The following is a 24,510-nucleotide window of genomic DNA, read 5'->3' as shown; positions in this document are numbered from 1 at the left end:
ACGTTCTGCATCAGTGAAAGGCGACTTTCGCAACTACGTTTCCGACAGCAAACCGAAAGACTGCGACGCGGTGTTCATTGCGATCTGAAAAAGCAAAATTCGAACAAGTCCCGGTCTATCTGAGTCGGACAATCATGGTGGTCAGCGACCATCCTGAACGGATGTGCGTACCTTGCCACCACACAAATGGGAGTAGAAAGATATGAACAAATACATTCGGACATCTCTGGCGGGGCTACTGACCTCGACCATGATCACCGGCGCTGCATTTGCCGCCGGCACCCATCCCGAAACCGGCGAGGCGCTGGCGGATGATCAAACCTTCACCTATCGCGTTCTGGATGAGCACAGTTCGGTTGACCCGCAGGTTGTTGAAGACGTTACCGGTGCGGAAATTGTCCGCGACCTGTTCGAAGGCCTGATGAACCAAGACGAAGACGGCAATTTGGTGCCCGGTGTCGCAACCGGCTATACCACAAACGATACCAAGGACGTTTACACATTTACACTGCGTGATAACGCCAAATGGTCCAATGGTGATCCGGTCACGGCAGGCGATTTCGTCTTTGCATGGAAACGTGCGGTCGATCCCGCTCTGTCCTCGCCTTATGCGTGGTTCATGGAGCTGATGTCGATCGAAAATGCGGCCGAAATCATTGCTGGTGAGAAGCCGGTGGACGAACTGGGCGTAACCGCCATCGACGACCACACACTTGAGGTCAAGCTGAGCGCAGCACTGCCTTATTTCGCGCAAATGACCACCCATTCCACCACCTTCCCTGCCCCGCAGAAGGTGATCGAAGAGTTCGGCGACGCCTGGACTAAGCCGGAAAACATCGTCTCGAATGGCGCCTATGTTCTGACCGAACACCTGCCACAGGAACGCTCGGTCCGTGAGCGCAACGAGATGTATTGGGATAACGACAATACGATTGTCGAAAAAGTCGTGGCCCTTGTCATCAACGACGAAAACGTAGCCCTGACCCGTTACCTCGCAGGCGAGCTGGACCGAACCGAAGTACCTGCTGGTCAGTTCCCGCGCCTACAGAAAGAGCACCCCGAAGAGGCCATCAGCTTCCCGCGCCTGTGCAACTATTACTATACATTCAACCTGTCTGACAGCGGACCGGAAGAATTCAAGAACCCAAATGTACGTCAAGCCCTGTCTCTTGCAGTTGACCGCGACATCATCACCAAGAACGTCAAAGCCGGTGGTGAGCCGCCCGCATATACGTTCGCACCCGAAGCAACCGCCGGGTTCACCGTCCCTGAAGTCGAAATGGCTTCGATGACGCAAGCCGAGCGTGACGAGCTGGCCAAGGAGCTGCTGGCCGAGGCCGGATTTGGCCCCGACAACCCGCTGAGCTTTGACATGGTCTACAACACATCAGAGGCCCATAAGAAAGTCGCAGTGGCACTGAGCCAGATGTGGAAACAGAAACTGGGCGTACAGGTCGAGTTGGCCAATATGGAATGGAAAGTGTTCCTGGAAGAGCGCGGCAACCAGAACTTCGATCTGGCCCGTGGCGCCTGGTGTGGCGACTATAACGAAGCCTCGACCTTCCTGGACCTGTTGCAATCGGATTCCGGCTATAACGACGGCAAGTACAACAACTCCAAGGTTGACGATTTGCTGACCCAGGCCAAGACAGCAGATGACGCAGCACCACTGTATACCGAGGTTGAGCGGATCATTGCACAAGAGACTCCGGTTATCCCGATCTATCACTATGCTGGCGTCTACATGATGGACAGCGATGTCGGCAACTGGCCGGTCAAGAACGTAGAGCAGAACTGGTACTCCAAGAACCTCTACAAGATCGCCGAATAACCTTCCTTAGACCACGCTTTGCCCCGAGGATCACCCCGGGGCAAAGCCAATAATGGGGGCATGAAATGCTTGCCTATATCATCCGGCGATTGCTGATCGCCGTTCCAACGATCCTGTTGCTGATCGTTGCCTGTTTCTTTCTGATGCACTACGCGCCCGGCGGGCCGTTTACCTCGGAACGGCCATTGCCGCCGCAGGTACTGGCCAATATTGAGGCGCGCTATGGTCTGGACCAGCCGCTGTGGAAACAGCTTTGGGACTATCTGTACAACATTGTCGTGCATTTCGATTTCGGCCCGTCCTTCAAGTTCAAGGACCGGGACGTCAATGATATCATTTCGCAAGGCTTCCCGATCTCGCTGACTTACGGGTCATTGTCATTCCTGCTGGCAAGTGTCGTAGGTATTGGCCTTGGGATCGCCGCAGCCATCCGACACAACAGCTGGATCGACTATTTTGCCGTAGGTCTGGGTATCGCTGCGCAGGCTCTGCCGAACTTCATCATGGGCCCGATCCTGATCCTGACCTTCACTTTGTGGCTGGGATGGTTGCCGGGTGGTGGCTGGAACGGCGGTCAGTGGCAATACCTGATCATGCCTGTCATCGCATTGGCCACCTCCTATATGGGGTCGATCGCGCGGATTACCCGTTCGTCGATGCTGGAAGTTCTGAACTCGAACTTCATCCGCACGGCCCGGGCCAAGGGTTTGCCTACCAGGACCGTAATCTGGCGCCATGCGTTGAAGCCCACGCTGCTGCCGGTAGTGTCCTATCTGGGGCCGGTCTTTGTCTATGTTCTGACCGGATCGGTTTTCGTCGACATCTATTTCTCGACCGGTGGTCTGGGGCAGGCTTATGTCGGCTCGGCCCTGTCGCGTGACTATGCGGTGCTGCTGGGGGTCACGATCCTGTACGGCACGCTGACAGTGATCGTGAACCTGCTGACCGACCTGGCATATGCCTGGTTCGATCCGAAAATCCGGTACTGAGGGGCACAAAATGCTAGGAAAATCACAAAAAGCCGCCCATCTGGCCGAGGACATCACCGATTTCACGGCCGTTCAGGGGCGTTCCCTCTGGCAGGATGCGCGGATGCGGTTTGTCCGCAACAAAGCCGCAATGGCGAGCGTATTCATCTTGCTGATGATCGTTCTGTTCACAATCTTCGGCCCATATTTCGCCGTTTGGAGCAATGAGGAAATCGACTGGAACGTGATGGGTGACATCCGTGGCATGGGAATGCCGTCGATCGAGACCGGGCACTTCTTTGGCGTCGACGATCTGGGGCGCGACCTTTACAGCCGGGTCATTCAGGCCACAACAACATCGTTGTTGGTGGGGCTCGTCGGGGCGGCCACCGCGTTGATTGTTGGCACCTGCTATGGCATCGCCGCCGGGTATATTGGCGGGCGCCTTGACGGCGCGATGATGCGGTTCGTCGATATCCTTCTGGCCATTCCGACAACTCTGATCATCATTCTGTTGCTTGTAGTGGCCGGTCGGTCGTTCTTTACCCTGTTCATCGCATTGGGCGCGGTTGGTTGGCTGACCATGTCACGGATCGTCAGAGGGCAGACTCTGGCCCTGAAAAACCGCGAATTCATCGAGGCCGCGCGTGCCGCCGGTGTCAGCGAATTCACCATCATGTATCGCCATATCCTGCCCAACCTGCTGGGCGTGGTAATCGTCTATGCTTCGCTTCTGGTGCCCGAGATGATCCTGACCGAAAGCTTTATCTCGTTCCTCGGACTTGGCATCTCGGAGCCCTATACCTCGCTAGGCCGTCTGATCGCTGAAGGGGCAGGCACAATGGGGTACGGAACCCTCTGGCAGCTGATGTTCCCTCTGACATTCTATGTCGCCATTATCATCACGATGTTCTTCATCGGCGATGGGCTGCGTGACGCTCTGGACCCAAAGGATCGCTGATATGAGCCTGTTCTCTGTTAAGGACCTAAGCGTCCAGTTCGACACCCCCGATGGTGTGGTCGAGGCCGTCAAAGGCATCAGCTTTGACATTAATCCGGGCGAATGCCTTGGTATTGTGGGCGAAAGTGGGTCCGGCAAAAGCCAGACTTTCATGGCCGCAATGGGGCTGTTGCCTTCAGCGGGTCGTGCAATCGGATCGGCCACGCTGAACGGCAAGGAAATCCTGAATCTGCCGATCAACAAGCTGAACCAGATCCGGGGCGATGACGTCGGCATGATCTTTCAGGATCCGCTGACCGCCCTGACCCCGCACCTGCGCGTCGGGCAGCAAATGCGTGAGGTTCTGCAGGTTCACGAAGGGTTGCAGGGTTCGGCCGCTCGGGCGCGCTGTCTGGAGTGGTTGGATCGGGTCCGCATCCCCGAGGCAAACCGTCGTCTGGATCAATACCCGCACGAATTGTCGGGGGGCATGCGCCAGCGTGTCATGATCGCCATGTCGATGTTGTGCAGCCCAAAGCTGCTGATCGCCGATGAACCGACCACGGCGCTGGATGTGACGGTCCAGGCCGACATTCTGGACTTGATGGTGCACCTGCAAAAAGACGAAGGCACTGCCATTGCGCTGATCACGCATGACATGGGCGTGGTGGCACGGATGTGTGACCGCATTCAGGTCATGCGTCTGGGTCAGTTTGTTGAGGCCGGGGACACACGCGAGATCTTCCGCGCGCCGCATCATGAATACACCCGCACCCTGCTTGAAGCGATGCCGCGCATTGATGCCGGTGACGCGCCAAAAGCACTGGAAGAAACCGACGCACCTTTGCTTAGGGTCGATGACGTGAAAGTGCATTTCCCGATCCACGTGTCGGGCGGGTTGTTCGGGCGCAAGGTACCGCTGAAAGCTGTGGACGGCGTCAGCTTTGACATCCGTAAGGGCGAGACGCTGGGCGTTGTGGGTGAATCCGGCTGTGGCAAATCCACGCTGGCGCGGGCGGTTCTGCAGCTGATCGAACCCAGCGGTGGCAATGTCAGCTGGTTGGGCCATCCGATTGTCGGGCTAAAGCGGGCCGAGCTGAACAAGTACCGCAAGGACCTGCAGATTGTGTTCCAGGATCCGCTGGCCAGCCTCGATCCGCGAATGACCATCTCGGCCTCTATCGCCGAACCGCTGAAAACCTATCGCCCGGATCTGACAGAGCGTGAGCGCAAGAAAATGGTCGGCGAAATGATGGAGCGGGTCGGCCTGCAGGCCAACATGATCAACCGCTATCCGCACGAGCTGTCCGGTGGGCAGAACCAGCGGGTCGGGATCGCGCGGGCGATGATCAACAAGCCCAAGCTGATCATTTGTGACGAGGCGGTCTCGGCTTTGGACGTGTCGATCCAGGCCCAGATCGTAGAGCTTTTGAAAGAGCTGCAGCAGGAATTCGGGCTGTCTATGATTTTCATCAGCCACGACTTGTCCGTGGTACGGACAGTGTCAAACCGGATCATGGTACTGTATCTGGGGCGCATCGTCGAATTGGGAGATGGAGAGGTGATCTGTTCGCAGCCTCTACACCCCTATACCAAATCGCTGATCTCGGCCGTCCCGATCCCCGATCCGGATGTGGAACGGCAACGCCAGCGCCTCAAATTGCCGGGAGAGCTGCCTTCGCCGATGGACCCGAAAGCGGCGCTCAGGTTTTTGCCCAGCCGGCTATCGGCCGGTCAGAACGATTATGTTCCACAGCTCAACGAGGTCGCACCGAACCATTTCGTGGCCGAGCATGATCCGCTTGAGACAATCCTGGCGAATACATAAATCCCCTTTCCCCGAGGCCGCATGAACAGCCTCGGGGACAGGTTCGGCTTTGCACGACTTCATGACGATTCTTGGCGTATTCTTGCCAATGAATGGGCGAAGGGCCGGATTGTACAACAAAACACCGGTAAATGACGGGTTTCAAAGGCATCAAACGGCGGTTCGTTTTGACTTCCCCTACCCCCGATGGCACCTTCCTGTCAGATTTTAGACTGCGGCCGCGATGTCATTGATTGTTCTGACTGCGCAGCCTAATAGGAAACCCCGGCCTGCCCTACGCGGTCGGGCAAGAATTGAATTTGAGAGGTAACATGGTACGCAAGGTCACCAAGGCGATTTTCCCCGTTGCGGGATTGGGCACGCGTTTTCTCCCAGCGACAAAATCCGTCCCCAAAGAGATCATGACACTGGTTGACCGTCCTTTGGTTCAATACGCAATCGACGAAGCCCGCGCCGCAGGTATTACCGAATTCATCTTTGTAACTTCGCGTGGCAAATCTGCGCTGGAAGATTACTTTGATCACAACCTCGTTCTGGAACAGGAGCTCAAGGCCAAGGGCAAGGATGACCTGCTTGAAGCGCTGAATGCAACGAATATGGAAAGCGGCGCCATCGCCTATATCCGCCAGCACAAGGCGCTTGGTCTGGGCCACGCAGTCTGGTGTGCCCGCCGTCTGATCGGCGACGAGCCATTTGCCGTAATGTTGCCTGATGACGTCATTGCTGCTGATAAACCCTGTCTGCAACAGATGGTCGAAGCCTATGAGGAAACCGGCGGCAATATGGTCGCAACGATGGAAGTGCCAAACGAAAAAACCAGTTCCTATGGCGTTCTGGATGTAGGCGAAAACGTCGGCTCAGTGGTTCGCGCCAGAGGAATGGTTGAAAAGCCCAAGCCGGAAGAAGCCCCCTCGAACCTAGCCGTTATCGGTCGGTATATTCTGGGGCCGTCAGTGCTGTACAATCTCAACCAAAAGAAAACGGGCAGTGGCGGTGAGATTCAGCTGACCGATGCTATCGCAGAAGACATCTGTAACGGTGTGCCCGTGTTTGGCTATAAATTCGACGGCCAGCGATTTGATTGCGGCTCGAAAGCCGGGTTCCTCCAGGCAACTGTTGCCTTTGCGCTGGCCCGTAGCGATCTGCGTGATGACCTGAGCCAATATCTGAACGAGATAGTCGCCGCCGGGAAGGCCGCTCAATAGCGCCCGCAACCTTCAGCATGTCGTTTCTAAAGTGACAAAGTCCAAGAACCTTCGAGGCAAGCCGCAATGACCACCATCCATCCCATCATACTCTGCGGAGGGTCCGGCACCCGACTGTGGCCCCTGTCGCGCAAAAGTTACCCCAAGCAGTTCGTCCCTCTGATCGGTGATTCAAGCCTGCTTCAGGATTGTGCTGAACGAATGCAGGGACCCAAGGACGCGCCTTATGCCAAGCCGCTGATCCTTACCAATGATGCATTCCGTTTTGTGGTTCCGGAACAACTGGGCGCGATTGGCATAGATCCGGGCCCCATTCTGATCGAACCCGAAGGGCGCAACACAGCACCAGCGGTTCTGGCCGCCGCGTTGTATCTGGCCGCCAGCAACCCGGATGCGATCATGCTTGTCGCCCCATCGGACCATGTCATCCCGGACAAAGCTGCTTTTCATCAGGCAGTTACCGAAGGCGCGCGCGCGATTTCGGATAGTGGGGATCTCGTCACTTTCGGGATCACTCCGGACCGGCCGGAAACCGGCTATGGATATCTCAAGCTCAGCCATGCCCCAGATACGGGCAACACCGCCATTGCGCTGGACCGTTTTGTCGAAAAGCCTGATCTGCAGAATGCCCAAGCCATGATCGCCGATGGCAGCTATCTTTGGAATTCGGGGATATTTCTGTTCGCGGTCAAAGACATAATTGCTGCATTCAAAGAACATGCGTCCGCACTGCTGGACCCGGTCGGCAAGGCCGTCCGTGAGGCAAAGGCCGACCTCGGGTTTCTGCGCCTCGATCCCCAAGCCTGGGGCACGGTCGAGGATATCTCGATCGACTACGCGGTCATGGAGAAAGCCCGCAATCTGAGCGTTGTTCCTTACGCCTCTGGCTGGTCGGATGTCGGCAGCTGGTCGGCAGTTCAAGAGCTGAGCAATCCAGACGCCGATGGCGTTGCCACTACGGGCCAGGTTACCACCATTGACTGCCGGAACGTATTGGTGCGTTCAGAAACCCCCACGCAAGAAGTTGTTGCGATGGGTCTGGAAAACATGATTGCGGTCGCCATGCCCGATGCGGTTTTGGTGGCCAGCATGGACAAGGCTCAGGACGTCAAACAGGCGGTTGCGGCCCTGAAGGCCAAAGGCGCCAAACAAGCGGAATCGCTGCCGGTCGATCATCGCCCTTGGGGCTGGTTCGAAAGCCTGGTCATCGGGGATCGGTTCCAGGTCAAACGCATACACGTTCACCCCGGCGCCTCACTAAGCCTGCAATCTCATCACCACCGGTCTGAACACTGGATCGTTGTACAGGGCACGGCAAAAGTTACGATCGACGAAGATGTGCGCCTGATCTCTGAAAACCAATCTGTCTACATCCCGCTCGGCGCCGTTCATCGGATGGAGAATCCGGGCAAGGTGCCGATGGTTCTGATCGAGGTCCAGACCGGGTCTTATCTGGGTGAGGACGACATCATCCGGTACGAGGATGTGTACGCCCGCAGCTAACCTTTAGCGGCGATTGGTAAACTTAAGGGCAGCTTCGGCTGTCCTTTTTCGTTGAATCCAGACCTTTGGCTACGCCCCATGGAATCCTCCAAACGTTAGCAAATGATTATTCGAACGTTCGGTCAGATCAGAACGGATTCATCCTGGGCACGGCAATGTAGCGCGCAATGCAATAGTCGGACCGACAGCTACAGGAGGACGCCACCCGTGTCACAAAACTCACCCAGATTGGATTTACCTTTCCTGCAACCTTCGCAGGCCCAGAAACACGTCACCCATAACGAGGCGCTGCGTGCTCTGGACCTGATTGTCCAGCTGAGCGTAGCGTCGACAAACGCCTCGGTCCCGCCTGCGGTGCCGGAACAGGGCGAGATTCACGCGCTTGGCGCCAACCCTACCGGGGATTGGGCCGCGCAGCCGGGCGCCCTTGCGGCCTGGTTGGATGACGCCTGGCATTTTGTGACCCCGGGAATCGGCTGGCTGGCCTGGGATGAACAGGCCAACCGGTTGAAGATCTGGGACGGCGCAGACTGGTCTGAGCCTCAGGTCGCAACCCAGAACCTGGACGGTGTCGGTATCGCGACAGGGTATGACAGCACCAATCGGCTTTCGATCCGGTCGCCTGCGACGTTGCTCAGCCATGACGGGGCGGGTCACCAGTTGAAGATCAACAAGGCAGCGGCCGGGGATACCGCCTCGCTTTTGTTCCAGTCAAACTGGGTTGGCCATGCGGAAATGGGATTGTCTGGCAATACCGGTTTTTCCATCAAAGTCTCGGCTGATGGCGGATCCTGGACCGAGGCGCTGAGCTTTGACCCCGCCACCGGAATAGCCTCTGGCTCTGCCATTCAAAACGATGCCGAAGACATCACCGCAGGTCGCCTGATGCGGGCCGACTATGGCTACTGCCCCGGAAACCTGCTGGGCTCTGTGTCAGAAACCGCCGGGGTGCCAACCGGCGCGGTCGTCGAACGCGGATCAACCGCCATTGGCGAATACGTCCGGTTTGCGGATGGTACACAAATCTGCACGGGCGTTCTGACGCCCACCGATTGCGTGAACGCCGAAGGATCGCTGTATTCCAGCGCCGAGACCACCTGGAGCTTTCCCGCAGCCTTTGCGTCCGGAACCTCACCCTCGGTCGGTGGCAGTGGCGGCGCGACAAGCCGGTTTATAGGTTTGGGCGCGGCCACTGAAACAGAAGTGCCCTTTAAGGTTCTATCGGCATCCTCGGACACAAGCAGCCTGTCCCCAACGGTAATCGCAACCGGTCGCTGGTTCTGAGCTTTAGACCGTCCGGAGCTATGCCCAGGCGGTCATTTGGCGCGCAAATCGGTGTCTGCCTGCTCCAGAAACCACGCATAGGTCTCCCGGATACCATCTTCGAGTCCAACGCGTGCTCGCCACCCCATATCGGCCAGTCGGGACACATCCATCAACTTGCGCAGTGTCCCGTCAGGCTTGCTGACATCCTGAGTGATCTTACCCGTGAATCCGGTTGTTCCGGCCACCAGGGCCGCCAGCTCAGCGATTGAGATATCTTCGCCGCATCCCACATTGATATGGCTCAGCATCGGCTGGGTATTCGCATCGTAGATATCGCGCGGTAAGTCGAGCACAAACAAGGACGCCTCGGCCATATCATCGACATGCAAAAACTCGCGCCGCGGTTTTCCTGTGCCCCAGATCACCACTTCTTCCAGCCCGTCGCGCTGTGCCTCGTGGAATCTGCGGATCAGGGCCGGCAGGACATGGCTGTTTTCGGGGTGAAAATTGTCTCCGGGTCCGTAAAGATTGGTTGGCATAACCGACCGGTAATCGACGCCATGTTGGCGATTATAGCTTTCACACAGCTTGATCCCGGCGATCTTTGCAACGGCATAGGGTTCGTTGGTGGGTTCCAGCACGCCGGTCAGCAAAGCGTCTTCACGCATGGGCTGAGGCACAGCCCGTGGGTAAATGCACGAGCTGCCCAGTTGCAGCAAATGCTTTACCCCCGCTGCAAAAGCCTGATGGATCACGTTGCATTCAATCATCAGGTTTTCGTAAATGAAATCTGCGGGGTAGGTGTTATTTGCGTGAATCCCACCAACCTTGGCCGCGGCTAGGATCACCATATCCGGACGCTCAGTCTGCATAAAATCACGCACGGCGGGTTGGTCGGTCAGATCCAGTTCGGAATGCCTGCGCGTGATCAACTCCAGCGCTTCGCCTTCGTCCTTGCGGTTTTGCAAACGGCGCAGGATTGCGCCGCCAACCATACCACGATGCCCGGCAACATAAATCTTACGCATGAGGGCCTCCTCAGCCGTTTTCCAGGCTCATTGGCAGCTCAAACCCGTGCTCTTTCAAAAGCGCGTGACGTTTGGCCGTCTTCAGGTCTTCGGTCACCATCTCAGCGCACATTTCCTGCACGGTCAGTTCTGGTACCCAACCCAGTTTGTTCTTGGCGTTTGAAGGATCGCCCAGAAGGGTCTCGACCTCGGCCGGGCGAAAATATTGCGGGTCTATCCGCATCACGACGTCACCGGGTTTCAATCCCGGGGCTTTGTCCCCCTCGATCGAGACGACAGTCGCGGTTTCGTCAACGCCTGACCCGGTGAATTCCAGTGAAACGCCAAGCTCGGCTGCCGACCATTCAATGAACTGACGTACCGAATACTGAACCCCGGTCGCAATCACGAAATCCTCAGGATTGTCCTGCTGCAGCATCAGCCATTGCATCCGCACATAGTCCTTCGCGTGGCCCCAATCCCGCAGACTGTCGATATTGCCCATGTACAGGCAGCTTTCCAGCCCTTGCGCAATATTTGCCAAACCGCGTGTGATCTTGCGGGTAACAAAAGTTTCGCCCCGGCGCGGGCTTTCGTGGTTAAACAGGATCCCGTTACAGGCATACATGCCATAGGCCTCACGGTAATTGACCGTGATCCAGTACGAATAAAGTTTGGCAACCGCATAAGGTGACCGTGGGTGGAACGGGGTGGTTTCGCGTTGCGGGGTCTCTTGCACCAGACCGTAGAGTTCCGAGGTCGAGGCCTGATAGAAGCGTGTCTTTTTCTCGAGCCCGAGAAAACGTATCGCTTCCAGCAAACGCAAAGTACCAATGGCATCCACATCCGCAGTGTATTCCGGGGATTCAAAACTGACGGCCACATGGGACTGTGCGCCTAGGTTATAGACCTCGTCCGGCTGCACTTCGCGAATGATTCGCGTCAGGTTAGACGTATCGCTCAGATCTCCATAGTGCAGGTGCAGTTTGGGATTGGGAACGTGTGGATCCTGATAGATGTGATCGATGCGTTGCGTGTTGAATGAGGACGCCCTACGCTTAATGCCGTGAACTTCATAACCTTTTTCCAACAAAAACTCGGCCAGATACGATCCGTCTTGTCCGGTAATCCCGGTGATTAATGCCGTTTTTGTCATAGTTCCGCCCTACGAAAACAAATGTGTATGATTGCCGACCCAAAAACAGCAAGAATCCCCGGAATGCAACCCAAGCACGCTGACAGGCATTGAAACCGGCGGAACTTTCTTCGAATGTGTGCGCGCCAAAGGCGGTATTTGTTAAGAAGGGTATTTTAGTATGCGTATTGCGATGATCGGAACCGGCTATGTAGGTTTGGTGTCCGGGGTATGTTTTTCCGATTTCGGCCATGATGTCATTTGCGTCGACAAGGCCGAACAGAAAATTGAGATGCTGCAGGCTGGCGAAGTCCCGATATATGAGCCCGGGCTTGACGTCCTGATGGCCAAAAACGTAGCCGCTGGTCGGCTCAGCTTTTCCACGGACCTGGCCGCAGCAGTGGATGGTGCGGATGCTGTTTTTATTGCCGTGGGCACGCCCACACGTCGCGGGGACGGTCACGCCGATCTGACTTATGTGATGGCCGCCGCAGAAGAAATTGCGCATGCGATTACGGGCTACACTGTGGTGGTAACCAAATCGACCGTTCCAGTTGGCACCAATCGCAAGGTGCATCAGGTCATTTCTGCCGCCAACCCGAAGGCCGAATTCGACGTCGCCTCGAACCCTGAATTCCTGCGCGAAGGGGCCGCCATTGATGATTTCATGCGCCCGGATCGTGTGGTTGTCGGCGTTGAATCAGACCGCGCCGCCGATGTAATGGCGGAAATATACCGCCCGCTTTACCTGCGGGACTTCCCGATCCTGACCACCGATCTGGAAAGCGCAGAGATGATCAAATACGCCGCTAACGCGTTTCTTGCGACCAAGATCACCTTTATAAATGAGATCGCAGGCCTGTGCGAACGTGTTGGCGGCGACGTGAAAGAGGTCGCCCGAGGCATCGGTCTGGATGGGCGCATTGGCAATAAATTCCTACATGCAGGTCCGGGATATGGCGGATCGTGCTTTCCAAAAGACACCGCCGCTCTGGCCCGGATCGGTCAGGAACATGCCCACCCGATGCAGATCACCGAAACCGTCATCCGGGTGAATGACGAGGTCAAGAAACGGATGATCCAGAAAATCCGAGATGTCTGCGACGACAGTTTCAATGGAAAAACGATCGCTGTTCTGGGCGTGACCTTCAAACCCAATACCGACGATATGCGTGATGCGCCCTCGTTAACTATCGTGCCTGCACTGATCGGTGGTGGGGCAACGGTGCGGGTTGTCGACCCTCAGGGGCGTTCCGAAGGTGAGGCCCTGCTGCCCGGCGTCGAATGGTGCGAAGACCCCTATGCTGCTGCTGCAGATGCGGATGTCGTTGTGCTGTTGACCGAATGGAACGAGTTCCGTGCGCTCAATCTGAGCGAACTAGCTGGCACGATGAAATCCCCCCGAATGGTCGATCTGCGCAATATCTATTCCGAACCCGCCGTCAAGAAATCCGGCTTCGATAGTTACGTCGGTATTGGGCGCTGATCTTCGGATCAAGTTTGGATGGCCGATTCAAAACAACCGGCCATCCGTCATTCATTTTGTCAAAACGCCGCCAGATCCCTGAGGAACAGCGCGATACCCGGGAAGTAGATCAGCATAGCCGTCATCAGCGCCAGGATCGCGAAGAACGGCAAAGTGCCCCGGATCACCTCAAGATAAGGTCTGTTGAAAATCGCGATTGCGGTGAAGATATCGCAGCCAAACGGCGGTGTTGCTGATCCGATGGCCATCTGCAGCGTCACCATAACCCCGACAAGAACCGGATCAATCCCCGAGGCATCCACGATCGGAACGAAGATTGGCGTAAGGATGACAAGCACGACCAGCGAGTCGACGAACATACATCCCACGAAGAAGCACAGCGCGATGATGAACAGGATGTATTCCTGCGACGCGCCTTCCAGGTTCAGCGGCTCTAACAAGCCCTGTGGGATCTGTTCGAAGGAAATATACCAGGAGAACGCCTGACCGATCCCGACAAGGATGAACACAACCGCCGTAATCAATCCTGTGCTGAGAGCGGAATCCAAAACGTCGTTGAGTTTCAGTTCCCGATAAATCACGCATTCGACGATCAGCGCATAAAGCACCGAAAACGAGGCTGCTTCGGTCGGGGTCACTGCGCCGGTGTAGATACCGCCGACGATCAGGACCGGGAAACCAAGCGGCAGTATGGCCTTGCGAAACGCTGCGCGCCGCTCGGCCCCGGATTTCTTTGGCACCCGCGCGATCAGATCGCCCTGCAGGACGCTGTAGAAATAGCAATAGACCGAAAACATCAGCGCCAGAACAACGCCCGGACCAATTCCTGCAATGAACAGTTCGCCCACGCTGGTATTGGCCAGCGTGCCATATAGGATCATCCCGATGCTTGGAGGGATAAGGAAGGCGATGTCGCTGGCATTGATGATCAACGCCATGACAAAACTGTCCTTGTAACCGGCCTTCAGCAGCTTCGGCCGCATGATCTGACCAATCGAAACCACGGTCGCCTGAGTCGAACCCGAAACCGAGCCGAACAATGTGCAACTGATGCAGGCCGTGATCGGCAATCCGGCCCGGCGGTGACCGACAAAGGCTTCGATCAGCCCCAGCAGATTGTTGGCCGTATGACCTCTCGCCATGATATCGGCGGCGAATATGAACATCGGCACAGCGATCAGCGCGTTTGGCGAAATGCCGGTGACCATCTGCTGGATGATGACGCCCGTATCGCTTTGCGAGAAATGAACAAGGCCAATCAGCGTGGCAACCGCTAGCGGAACAACCATCGGGTAGCTGAGGAACAGCAGAACCACCATCGCCACGACCAGAGCAAAAGTGATGACATAGATATCCAGCTCACCAGCTATGACATCGCCAAGGAAATCAAGGAATCCGGGCATCTCAGACTCCTACATCCACTGCGTCATTGTCCTCGATCTCGTACGAGTGCCAGATGCCGACATGAGTGACATTCATGATGAATGCGATCAGATATTGCAGGCTGGCCATAAACAGGCCGACCGGGATCACCGAGTAGATGATATAGACCGGAAACTGCAGCGCCGGGCTCAGACGGTTCAGCTCTTTGATCTCAAGCACGTAGAACACGGACTTATAGGCCAAAAAGGCCAGCAGCATGCTGGTCGTGATCGAAATCAGCGTCAGGATCACTTTCTTGGACCGACGGGACAGCGTGTCATAAACCGCCGTCATCCGAATGTTCCGACCTTTCCGAACCGCATAGGCAAATCCAAAAAAGGTCACGCTGACAATCAGAAACTGGTTCAGCTCTTCCGAGAAGAACAGGCTTTTGCCAAAGGCGTAGCGGCCAATGGCGTTAGCGGTCGAATTCACCATCATCAACAATATGGCCAGAATGATAACGAATTTCTCGATGAACTCGGTGCCCCTACTCAGGGCGACCAATGCGCTTTTCATGTTTTTCCCTCCCTCGGCCCGCCAGTCAGCGTTCCGTAAATGAAAGACGCGACGCCTGAATGAGACGCCGCGCCTTTCAGTGATGTCAGCTTTTATTGCGACGCATTGCTCACCTCGTTAAGCAGGCCGTCGAGGATCTTCTGGGCTTGCGCGCGGGCCGCAGGTTTCTCGGCGTCGTCATAGGCGTTTTCGACCACATCGAAGAATGTTTCATGCAATGTGGCGCTTTGGGCTTCAAAGACAGCGCGCTCGTCCTCGGTCAGGACAATGACCTGCAGATCGGGGCGCTCGGCCTTGATCTTGTCCATGTTTTCCAGATTGATCTTGATCTGATAATCATGCGCAGCCTGCTCGCCCTCGGCGATGGCGTTCTTGACCATCTCTTGCTGATCCGCGGGCAGACCGTTGAACCATTCACTGTTGGTGGAAACGGTGCCGACGTAAGGAAGCTGGCCCGGGAAGATCAGGTAATCCTGAACCTCATGCCACTTGGCGTTGTAGATGAAATAGATCGGGTTCACCATGCCATCGACGGTCTTCAACTGCAGCGCGCCATAGACCTCGCCCCAGGACAAAGGAGTCGGGTTGGCGCCAAACGCCTTGAATGTTTCCACCGGAATGGTCGAGGTGAAGGTACGGATCTTTTGACCTTCGAAATCAGCGGGGCTGCGGATCGCCTTGTTGGCACCCCAGGCCATGTCGCCTTCCGAGATCATAGTGAGCAGCTTTAGGTTCACCTTCTCGAATTTCTCGCTGAGGTCTTCATAGATGGTCGGGCTGGTGGTCAGAACTTCGCGGATCACGTCGATATCACCGCCCAGAACATAGGGAAGATCAAGAACCTGCGCCTCGGGCACATAAGACCCCAGGTGACCGGTGCCCACCGATACGAACTGGACCGTACCCTTAGATGTCAGCTCGACAATATCGTTCTCGGTACCCAACTGACCGTAGTAGTAGATACGCACTTTGATGTCGCCATTGGACTGCTCTTTGACACTTTCGGCGAAGGCCTGTGCAAAGATATCCTGTACGTCGCCTTTGTCCTCTTCCGAGGCGAATTTCCAGGTGTCCGCAAAGGCAGCAGTCGACAGACCTGCCGCGAAAACCGCCGAGGTAATCAGCTTGCTAAAGATGGATGTCATTCTGTTAGTCCTTTCTTGCCCGCTCATGCGAGCCCTTCTGAGATGATGACAAGAGGACGTATTTCCTGCGTCCTCGCCTGTTGGTTGGTTCTCTTGCACAGGGCGCCGTAACCGGCCGCGCCTGACGGCGTGGTCGCGATTCCAAGTGCTGTGACAGCTTCTGCGGCTGCCTGGCCTTCTTCTTCGGAAAGGGTTTCGTAGCTCACGCCGCAGCGCTCGAGCACATCCCAGGCCACGATCGACGGTGCCTTGCAGTCAAGCCGACCCATATTCGAATCCGGCCCATCGCTGCGGGTGGCCCGTCCGGCCAAGTGACTGGCCCGCAAACAGGACGCAGCGCCGGGTTCGACAACGATCAGTTCAGGTTGTTCCGCCCAGTTCAGACGGATCATATGCGACATTGCGGCGGCCAACCCACCGACACCGGCCTGCAGATAGACATGCGTAGGCCACTGCCCCGAGGCCTCGAACCGCGCGCGCAACTCTTCGGCGATGACGCAATAGCCCTCCATCACCAGTTTCGGAATCTCGGTGTAACCAGGCCAGGTTCCGTCGGCCAAAAGCGTGGCACCGGTGGTTTTGGCGTCAGCAATAGCGGCGGCGACGCTTTCGTCATAAACATCGCCCGAACGGACAACCTCGGCACCGAAGGTTCTAAGACGGTCGCCGAACCCTTGCGGTACGGTCTGCGCCAGATGAATTCGCGCCTTTGCACCCATCGCCCGCGCCCCAGCCGCAACGCCCATTCCGTGGTTGCCTGCACTTGCGCAGACGAATGTGTGGCCAGATGCGAATTCTCGAAAATCGGCATCCTTCATCCGCGTAAAGGAGAGCGTTTCACCGGTATTCTCGTGCCATGCCTCCTCGAGAAGGCGTGCAACCGCATAGGGTGCCCCCAAAGCTTTGAATGCGCCAAGCCCCATACGCTCTGTCTCGTTCTTGGCCAGAATGCTCTGACCATCCGGCCCCGTGATTTCAATCAGCGGCGATACAGCATAGGTCTCTTGCCCCTGAAAAAACTCCTGCGCACGGACGAAATCCGGGGCGAAGCTTAGGTCGTCGGTCGCTGTCATGTATTTTCATCCGCTTTTTCCATGTGCAGAGATTGTGCATGACCGACCTATTTCTATTTATCGTATTTGACCCTAATCTCGATAATATGTTTCAAACCTGCCTCTTCCATCGCGAGGATTTTTCATGAACCAACAACTTGATGATGCAGACACGATAATCCTCAGAACCCTGCAAAGGGATTGTCGAATCGGGCTGGAACAGCTGGCGCAAGAATGCAGTCTTTCAGTTCCCTCGGTGCAGCGGCGGCTCAAGCGGTTGCGAGATTCCGGTCTGATCCTGAAAGAGGTCGCGGTGCTCAACCCGTCGCGCTTTGACTATAAGATGACCTTCATCGTTCTGGTCGAACTTGACCGGGAATCGCTTCAGCAACTCGATCTGTTCCGCAAACGCGCCAGGAACGAGCCGCAAGTTCAGCAATGCTATTATGTGACCGGTGATGCCGATTTTGTTCTTATCTGCGTCGCGCAGGACATGGAGGATTTCGAGGACCTGACCCATCGCTTGTTTTTCGATAACTCGAATGTCCGCAGATTTCGCACATCCGTCGCGATGGACCGTACAAAGATTGGTCTGGAACTTCCGATCTGAACTTGGCGCTTTTGTGCAATTTTTTCTGCTTTAGGGTCGGAAATTTGATGCGAAACACGCAGCCCTATCCTGTAGAACCGATGCAACTCACACGCGGATGAAGAAATGAGCGATTTAGAAAACCGTATGATCGCGCTTCGGCGGGATTTGCACAGGCACCCGGAACTGGGCTTTCAAGAGACGCGAACCAAGTCGGTTGTCGCTGAACGGCTGCGCGCCCTTGGGATCGAAGTGCACGAAGGCGCAGGCGTTGTCGGTGTGCTTCGATCCGGCGTTGGCAACAAAGCCATTGGCCTGCGTGCTGACTTGGATGCGCTTCCAATCACCGAAACCTCGTCCCATGACTATGTCTCGACCTCACCCGGTGTGATGCATGCTTGTGGCCACGATGGACATACAACCATGCTGCTTGGGGCGGCAGAGCGTCTGGCGAAAGAACCTACCTTTGACGGTACGGTTGTTTTTCTATTCCAGCCAAACGAAGAGCACGGCCTGGGCGCGCGCGCGATGATCGACGACGGTGTGCTAGAGCAATTTCCGGTCGAAGAAATCTATGCAATCCACAATTTGCCAGGGGCTCCAACCGGTCAGATTTCGACCCGCGCCGGTATTATCTGTAACAGTGAAACCCTGTTTGAGATCACGGTTAAAGGCCAGGGCGGTCATGCCTCGATGCCACAAACCGGCGTTGATGCAATTACCGTAGGGTCCGAGATTGTGGTGGCATTGCAGACCGTGGTGGCACGAAAGCTTGCGCCCGCCTCTGGCGCGGTAGTGTCCGTGACCGAATTCTTGACGGACGGCCAGCGAAATGTCTTGCCGGGCAACGCCTCTCTCAAAGGAGATTTCCGCGCCAGATCGCCCGAGGACCGCAGCGCCATCGAAGGGTTCATGCGCCAGATCGCCGAAGGGATTGCGGCAGCACATGGCATTCAGGCCTCGGTCAGCTTTGACACGCAGTTCGTTGAGACCATCAACGCTGCCACCCCGGCCCTTGCGGTATATCGCGCCGCCGAAGCCGCCGGTTGTGACCTGATCAAAGATCGGGCACCGATGAGTTTTTCTGAGGATTTCGCCCAGTTTTCGGCCGCCGTGCCAGGATGTTTCCTGTTGCTGGGCAATGGCGAGACCGGGCCACATGGCCAACCGCTCCATGCTTCTGACTATGATTTCAATGATGAACTGCTGCCGATCGGAGCTGAATTCTGGGCCCGATTGGTTCAGGACCGGTTGCCCCTGCGAAAGGATCAAAAGTCATGAACGCCCCACGACGCGGTTTTGACCAACAAGAATTCGCAACGCGTACCGCAGCGGCGCAGACAAAGATGGCCGAAACCGGTATGGCGGGCATATTGCTGACAACTGAACCGGATGTGCGCTATTTCAGCGGGTTCCACACGCTGTTTTGGCAAAGCCCGACCCGCCCATGGTTCCTGTTCATCCCGGCATCCGGCAAGCCCATCGCAATCATCCCTGAGATCGGCGCAGACCTTATGCGGCGAACCTGGGTCACAGATATCCGCACCTGGGGCGCACCTGCACCAAAGGATGACGGTATCGGGCTGTTGACCGATCTGCTGGCGCCGCTTGCCAGCCGCGGCGAGACTGTCGGCCTGATGAAGGGCCACGAAACCCATTTACGGATGCCGCTTGGCGATTATGAGCGGCTGTTGGTGGGCCTGAATGGGCTAAAGATCACTGACGCGACCGAGATCGTCCGGGGCTTGCGAATGGTGAAATCCGATGCCGAGATCGAAAAACTCTCCTATATCTGCGCCATCGGGTCGCGCACATTTGAGCGGGTGCCCGAAATCGCCCGCGAAGGGCAGCCGCTTGAGGATGTTTTCCGCTCCTTTCGGCGCGAAGGTCTGGCGCAGGGTGCCGATGATGTTCCGTATTTGGTCGGCGGTGCGGATGCGGGCGGCTATCACGACGTCATCTCGCCCCCGTCCCGCCGACCACTGGCGCGCGGCGATGTGCTGATGCTCGACACCGGTTCCAACTGGGACGGGTATTTTTGCGACTTCGATCGGAATTGGGCCATTGGCCGCGCCGATGACGCCTCACGCGGTGCATATGATGTTCTTTGGCGCGCGACTGAGGCCGGAATCGCCGCAGCTCGCCCCGGAGCTACTTGCCGAGAATTGTTTCTAGCGATGCAGAAGGTGATCGCTGAGCTCGACGATCAGGGTGGTGACGTCGGCAGGCTAGGTCATGGGCTTGGCATGCAGCTGACCGAATGGCCCTCACACACCAGTTGGGATACAACTGAGATCACCGAAAATATGGTACTGACCCTTGAACCATCGCTTGGTTATGGAGACGGTCGGGTCATGGTGCACGAAGAGAACATCGTCATACGTGCAAGTGGGGCGGAGCTTTTGACCAAACGCGCCGCGCCTGAACTACCAATCATCTGAGGCCAATCATGAAGCTTGATTTCGAAACAGACGAAGGCATTGGCACCCGCGCCAATCTGGGTGTGATTGTTCTTGAGACTGACGAGACGTTAGAAAACGAATTCTCTCGGATCATGTGCCTAGCTGGTGTCGCGCTCTATCACAGCCGGATTCCGATGGTGCCCGAAATCCGACCCGACACTCTGGCGCGGATGGAACAGGACCTGCCTGCGACGGCACGGCTTTTGCCACCATCGCTCAGCTTTGATGCAATCGGATTTGGCTGTACCTCGGCCTCGACCGTGATCGGGTCCGAGAATGTAGCCAAGGTGATAAAGACGGTCTGCCCGGATGCACGTGTGACCGATCCGTTGGCGGCAATCATCGCTGCCGGTCAGCATTTAGGAGCCCGACGATTGGGCTTCGTCACCCCCTATATTCCCGAAGTTTCCGCTGGGATGCGCACAAAGCTGGAACAGGCCGGCTTCGAAGTCGCAGGTTTCGGATCGTTCGAGGAAGGAAATGATCGCGTTGTTGCGCGGATCACAGAAGGGTCGATCCTTGGCGCTATTGAAAAGGTCGCGGCTCAAGCGCCCTGCGATGCTGTTATTGTCTCTTGCACGAACCTGCGATGCCTTGACGTCATTGTTCAGGCAGAAGAAAAGATCGGGATTCCAGTCATTTCCAGCAATCAAGCGCTTGCCTGGCATATGCTTCGATTGGCCGGCATTGAGGACCCCAACCCTCGGTTCGGGCGGCTCTTTGGATAAAGCGAGAAGGGTGTCCGCCTAGGGCGCTATCGTTTAAGCAGGCGATTTGAGGCCAAGCGTTGCCAGAGTTGCAGCCATTGTCTGGACCCAACGGTCCTGCAATGCGCTGTTTGTGTTGCGACGCAGGCCCAGCGATTTCAACAGCTCGAACCGTTTCGGGTCATCGCCGCCGAAGGACACCGCAACCCGAGGCCACCAGTAGGTGACCGAGTTCTGCATGTCGTCCGCCGCGCCGTTCTCGATCAGTTTGACCGCCCCTTCCAATGCCAGCTCGCCATGATGCGCCTCGACCGGGGCGATGGATCGGAAGGCTTCGGCCAGAGGCTGATACGAGATGGTGGAATACTCGGCCAGTTGTTCGGCCACCGCGCGGCTCATCAGCAGGTTCATGACCACAGCGTCTGTCCAGCCGGACAGCGGATAGTTGAACACCGCCAGACGCATGTCATGCTCGGACCGGGTGGCCCCGATATCCGCATCCCGCGACAAGCGCATGGTCCAAGGATGGTGATTGGCATAGCGTTCGGTATCTGCGCCAAATTCGCCCATGATGCTGAGAACACAATTTGCGTGGTCTGACTTTTCCAACACGATCTTTGCGGCGGCGATCCGCTCCTTGATCCCCGGCCCCTGATTGATGATGTCGGCGAACCCGGCGGCCCCGGCCAGTTCGCTGTCGACAAAAGTCGCCATCAGCTTCATCAGTTCGGCCCGATAGCGAGGCGGCACATTCGATGGGTTGGTCAGAACACCGCCTGCGGCCAGATAGCTGTCGAGTGTCATTGAATCGGACATATCTGCCCCCTTTCTACCGGTCGTAATCGACGACCACGCGGTCTGTTACCGGATAGGCCTGGCAGCTTAGCACATAGCCTTTTTCCACTTCGTAATCTTCCAGCGCGTGATTGGCGAGCATCTCGACCTCACCCTCAAGCACCTTGCAGCGGCAGGTCGAACAGACACCCGCCTTGCAGGCAAACGGGGCATCCATAGCGTTTGCCAGGGCCGCCTCAAGAATGGATTGGTCCTTGGGTATGGTCACGGTCTGGGTGGATCCATCCAGCGTGATCGACGCGCTGCTTTGATTGCCCTGCGTACCCGTTTCTGCCGAAACGGGCTTAGCCTTGGCCCGTCCGGGCTGGGCGCTGGCGAACAGTTCAAACTTGATCTGGCTGTCATCCAGTCCGTGTTCGCGCAATGCGGCGGCAATGCCCAGCATCATCGGTTCCGGGCCGCAGATGAACGCGGTGTCAACATGGTCGATATCGACCCAATGTTTGAACAGCTGCGCGCATTTTTCCTGGGTCACCAGACCTGTGAACAGCTCGATCTCTTGAGAGTCCGTCTCAAGAATGTGGATCACGTTGAGGCGGCCCATATAGAGGTTCTTGAGGTCTTCGAGATCCTCGCGGAACATGATCGTGTTGATACCCTTGTTGGCATAGATCAGGGTAAAGCGCGATTGCGGTTCCCGCGCGAGGGTCGTCTTGAGGATCGACAGCACCGGAGTAATCCCCGAGCCCCCTGCAAAGCCCAGATATTGCTTTTGCGCAGCCGCATCCATCGGCGTATGAAAGCTGCCCATCGGCGGCATGGCCTCGACAACATCGCCGATATTCAGTTCAGTATTCGCCCAGCCGGAAAAAGCGCCGCCCTCAACCCGTTTGATGCCAACCTGCAGCACGCCTTCGTCCTTGCCCGCGCAGATCGAGTAGGACCGGCGCAGCTCTTCTCCGTCAAAGTTGCGGCGGAATGTCAGGTACTGACCGGCGGTGAAATCGAACTGATCCGCAGCGCCGTTTACAGGTTCCAGTGTCACCACCACCGCATCGCGAATGGTTTTGTGGATATCTGTGACTTTCAGGTCGTGGAAACGTGCCATCCGGTGGTCCTCCTCAGATGCACTTGAAATAGTCAAATGGTTCCAGGCAGTCGGTGCATCGCCAATGCGCCTTGCAAGGGGTCGAACCGAACTGGCTGACCTTCTCGACCGCTTTGCTGCCGCAGCGTGGACAGCGATCCGGGCCGCCCGCCGGTTGTGGTGGGGCAATGCCATAGTCTTCCAGCCGTGCCCGGCCCTTTTCGCTGAGCCAGTCGGTGGTCCAGGCCGGGGCGATGCTGGTTTCAATCTGCACGTCACTGATCCCGCGATCGTGCAAGGCGGTTTCGATATCCAGGCTGATAATGGATGTTGCCGGACAGCCGGAATAGGTTGGAGTGACCGTCACCTTCAACGTCTCGTCCTGCCACTGCACGTCGCGCACAATGCCAAGATCGACCACTGAAATCACCGGAATTTCAGGGTCAGGAACAGCATCCAGCCATTCCCAGATTTGTTTGGTCGATGCCCGATCCATCGGCGTTACCAGCTTGCTTCGGGATAGGCGCGTTGCAGCCACTGCATCTGTGTCAACAGATGACCCAGATGTTCCGTATGCATCCGCCCGTCACGCCCACCTTTATGGGCAAACGCGCCTTCCGGGATCGTCAAGGTCGCCTCGGACAGGATCCGCTGCACCAAAGCGTCAAACTCCGCGCGCAGATCTGCGGGGTTCGGCGCAATGCCCGCCGCGACCATCTCGGCGTCAACTTCGTCGCTGGTGAACATCTCACCGACATACGGCCACAGGTAGTCCAGAGCCGACTGCATCCGGGCGTGGCTTTCCGCTGTTCCGTCCCCCAGACCAACCACCGTGTCACCCGAGCGTTCCAGGTGATATGCCACCTCTTTGCTGGTTTTCGCGGCAATGGCCGCGACACGGTCATCCGTAGAGTTGAGCAAGCGTCCCAGCATGATGGAATGCCATGCATCGAACAGGAACTGGCGCATCAGGGTCCGGCCAAAATCCCCATTTGGAACCTCGACCAGCAGCACATTGCGGAAATCCCAGGCATCGCGCAGGAAGGCCAGATCGTCAGCGGTTTTGCCGCCTTGGATTTCCCCCGCCAGACCCAACCACATCTGAGTCTGCCCGATCAGGTCCAAGGCCGTGTTGGCCAGTGCGATATCCTCTTCCAGCACCGGCGCATGGCCGCACCATTCACTGACGCGATGGCCAAGGACCAGGTCGTTGTCGCCCATCCGTAGAAGGAATTGTACAAATGCCGTGTTCCGGTCCATCACATGGCCCCCACTTCATCGGGGATGTCGAAAAAGGTCGGGTGACGATAGACCTTGCTTTCGCTGGGCTCGTATAATGGGCCCTTGTCGCTGGGCGAGGAGGCCGAGATATTATTCGCCTCGACCACCCAGATCGACACACCTTCGTTGCGGCGGGTATAGACATCGCGCGCGTTCTTGATGGCCATCTCCGCGTCCGGGGCATGCAACGAGCCGACGTGACGGTGGCTCATACCATGCTGACCGCGGATAAAGACTTCCCACAGGGGCCATTCGTTTTTCATCGGGTTTCCTCCTTAGGGT

General features: G+C 56.8%; 23 protein-coding genes. 12 read left to right on the top strand and 11 right to left on the bottom strand.

Translation table 11 applies throughout. The features are described 5' to 3' along the window. Window positions 1-202: 202 nt before the first annotated feature. The 7 genes from AC2FLG_RS03565 (at window position 203) to AC2FLG_RS03535 (ending at window position 9,559) form a co-directional block, all read left to right on the top strand. Complete coding sequence (locus AC2FLG_RS03565; RefSeq protein WP_496676879.1) at window positions 203-1,831, top strand: peptide ABC transporter substrate-binding protein; 1,629 nt, start codon at window positions 203-205, stop codon at window positions 1,829-1,831. 65 nt (window positions 1,832-1,896) lie between these two features. Beyond that, complete coding sequence (gene oppB / locus AC2FLG_RS03560) at window positions 1,897-2,820, top strand: oligopeptide ABC transporter permease OppB (RefSeq protein ID WP_142639832.1); 924 nt, start codon at window positions 1,897-1,899, stop codon at window positions 2,818-2,820. Window positions 2,821-2,830: 10 nt separating this feature from the next. Beyond that, window positions 2,831-3,760 (top strand): ABC transporter permease subunit, encoded by a 930-nt coding sequence (locus AC2FLG_RS03555; protein ID WP_142639834.1) that lies wholly within the window; start codon window positions 2,831-2,833, stop codon window positions 3,758-3,760. Window position 3,761: 1 nt separating this feature from the next. Then, complete coding sequence (locus tag AC2FLG_RS03550; RefSeq protein WP_496705033.1) at window positions 3,762-5,567, top strand: ABC transporter ATP-binding protein; 1,806 nt, start codon at window positions 3,762-3,764, stop codon at window positions 5,565-5,567. Between the two features lie 311 nt (window positions 5,568-5,878). Then, complete coding sequence (gene galU, locus AC2FLG_RS03545; RefSeq protein ID WP_281995135.1) at window positions 5,879-6,772, top strand: UTP--glucose-1-phosphate uridylyltransferase GalU; 894 nt, start codon at window positions 5,879-5,881, stop codon at window positions 6,770-6,772. A gap of 66 nt (window positions 6,773-6,838) precedes the next feature. Next, window positions 6,839-8,275, top strand: a complete 1,437-nt coding sequence (locus AC2FLG_RS03540; RefSeq protein ID WP_496691544.1) for a mannose-1-phosphate guanylyltransferase/mannose-6-phosphate isomerase — start codon at window positions 6,839-6,841, stop codon at window positions 8,273-8,275. 207 nt (window positions 8,276-8,482) lie between these two features. After that, window positions 8,483-9,559: a DUF2793 domain-containing protein gene (locus AC2FLG_RS03535; RefSeq protein ID WP_496705032.1), complete on the top strand. Its 1,077-nt coding sequence runs from the start codon at window positions 8,483-8,485 to the stop codon at window positions 9,557-9,559. 32 nt (window positions 9,560-9,591) lie between these two features. Here the strand turns inward: AC2FLG_RS03535 and fcl are convergent, their stop codons facing one another. Then, window positions 9,592-10,569, bottom strand: coding sequence for a GDP-L-fucose synthase (fcl, locus tag AC2FLG_RS03530; RefSeq protein ID WP_496702161.1), 978 nt, complete (start codon window positions 10,567-10,569; stop codon window positions 9,592-9,594). A gap of 10 nt (window positions 10,570-10,579) precedes the next feature. Next, entirely contained in the window at window positions 10,580-11,704 is a 1,125-nt protein-coding gene (gene gmd / locus AC2FLG_RS03525; protein WP_142639846.1) for a GDP-mannose 4,6-dehydratase, read from the bottom strand. Between the two features lie 160 nt (window positions 11,705-11,864). On the opposite strand from gmd, the gene AC2FLG_RS03520 reads away from it, so the two are divergent. Next, window positions 11,865-13,169, top strand: a complete 1,305-nt coding sequence (locus AC2FLG_RS03520) for a UDP-glucose dehydrogenase family protein (protein WP_142639848.1) — start codon at window positions 11,865-11,867, stop codon at window positions 13,167-13,169. A gap of 59 nt (window positions 13,170-13,228) precedes the next feature. Here the strand turns inward: AC2FLG_RS03520 and AC2FLG_RS03515 are convergent, their stop codons facing one another. The 4 genes from AC2FLG_RS03515 to AC2FLG_RS03500 all read right to left on the bottom strand — a co-directional run bounded on the left by AC2FLG_RS03515 (window position 13,229) and on the right by AC2FLG_RS03500 (window position 17,328). After that, window positions 13,229-14,512 carry a TRAP transporter large permease gene (locus AC2FLG_RS03515; protein ID WP_416383921.1) on the bottom strand — a complete coding sequence of 428 codons (1,284 nt, stop codon included), beginning with the start codon at window positions 14,510-14,512 and terminating at the stop codon, window positions 13,229-13,231. 61 nt (window positions 14,513-14,573) lie between these two features. Further along, a complete protein-coding gene (locus AC2FLG_RS03510) occupies window positions 14,574-15,110 on the bottom strand; it encodes a TRAP transporter small permease (RefSeq protein WP_496705030.1) in 537 nt (178 codons plus the stop codon). Window positions 15,111-15,202: 92 nt separating this feature from the next. Beyond that, window positions 15,203-16,255 (bottom strand): TRAP transporter substrate-binding protein, encoded by a 1,053-nt coding sequence (locus AC2FLG_RS03505; RefSeq protein WP_496698322.1) that lies wholly within the window; start codon window positions 16,253-16,255, stop codon window positions 15,203-15,205. A 23-nt stretch (window positions 16,256-16,278) separates the two neighbouring features. Continuing rightward, complete coding sequence (locus AC2FLG_RS03500) at window positions 16,279-17,328, bottom strand: pyridoxal-phosphate dependent enzyme (RefSeq protein WP_496705028.1); 1,050 nt, start codon at window positions 17,326-17,328, stop codon at window positions 16,279-16,281. Between the two features lie 124 nt (window positions 17,329-17,452). On the opposite strand from AC2FLG_RS03500, the gene AC2FLG_RS03495 reads away from it, so the two are divergent. The 4 genes from AC2FLG_RS03495 (at window position 17,453) to AC2FLG_RS03480 (ending at window position 21,086) form a co-directional block, all read left to right on the top strand. Beyond that, window positions 17,453-17,917, top strand: coding sequence for an Lrp/AsnC family transcriptional regulator (locus tag AC2FLG_RS03495; RefSeq protein ID WP_271949042.1), 465 nt, complete (start codon window positions 17,453-17,455; stop codon window positions 17,915-17,917). A gap of 105 nt (window positions 17,918-18,022) precedes the next feature. Continuing rightward, window positions 18,023-19,177, top strand: coding sequence for an amidohydrolase (locus AC2FLG_RS03490; protein ID WP_496705026.1), 1,155 nt, complete (start codon window positions 18,023-18,025; stop codon window positions 19,175-19,177). Next, the gene (locus tag AC2FLG_RS03485; protein ID WP_496705024.1) at window positions 19,174-20,337 is read left to right on the top strand and encodes a M24 family metallopeptidase; all 1,164 of its coding nucleotides are present in this window, start codon (window positions 19,174-19,176) and stop codon (window positions 20,335-20,337) included. The genes AC2FLG_RS03490 and AC2FLG_RS03485 overlap by 4 nt, the downstream gene beginning before the upstream one ends. Window positions 20,338-20,345: 8 nt before the next feature. Continuing rightward, entirely contained in the window at window positions 20,346-21,086 is a 741-nt protein-coding gene (locus tag AC2FLG_RS03480; protein WP_496705022.1) for a maleate cis-trans isomerase family protein, read from the top strand. Window positions 21,087-21,119: 33 nt separating this feature from the next. Here AC2FLG_RS03480 and AC2FLG_RS03475 read toward each other — a convergent pair whose 3' ends face one another. From AC2FLG_RS03475 to paaB, 5 genes are read right to left on the bottom strand one after another with little or no spacing between them, the layout of a single operon-like run. After that, complete coding sequence (locus AC2FLG_RS03475) at window positions 21,120-21,881, bottom strand: Phenylacetic acid catabolic protein (protein ID WP_496705021.1); 762 nt, start codon at window positions 21,879-21,881, stop codon at window positions 21,120-21,122. A gap of 13 nt (window positions 21,882-21,894) precedes the next feature. Next, window positions 21,895-22,968 (bottom strand): 2Fe-2S iron-sulfur cluster-binding protein, encoded by a 1,074-nt coding sequence (locus AC2FLG_RS03470; RefSeq protein ID WP_496705019.1) that lies wholly within the window; start codon window positions 22,966-22,968, stop codon window positions 21,895-21,897. Between the two features lie 13 nt (window positions 22,969-22,981). Then, the gene (gene paaD / locus AC2FLG_RS03465; RefSeq protein ID WP_142639942.1) at window positions 22,982-23,443 is read right to left on the bottom strand and encodes a 1,2-phenylacetyl-CoA epoxidase subunit PaaD; all 462 of its coding nucleotides are present in this window, start codon (window positions 23,441-23,443) and stop codon (window positions 22,982-22,984) included. A gap of 5 nt (window positions 23,444-23,448) precedes the next feature. After that, entirely contained in the window at window positions 23,449-24,207 is a 759-nt protein-coding gene (gene paaC, locus AC2FLG_RS03460) for a 1,2-phenylacetyl-CoA epoxidase subunit PaaC (protein WP_496705017.1), read from the bottom strand. Continuing rightward, complete coding sequence (gene paaB, locus AC2FLG_RS03455; RefSeq protein WP_142639870.1) at window positions 24,207-24,491, bottom strand: 1,2-phenylacetyl-CoA epoxidase subunit PaaB; 285 nt, start codon at window positions 24,489-24,491, stop codon at window positions 24,207-24,209. The genes paaC and paaB overlap by 1 nt, the downstream gene beginning before the upstream one ends. Window positions 24,492-24,510: the final 19 nt, after the last annotated feature.

The sequence above is a fragment of the Ruegeria sp. CDSA193 genome, assembly GCF_059611885.1.
Note: the sequence above shows the minus strand (reverse complement) of the source record. Positions and strands in the feature narration are given on the sequence as shown.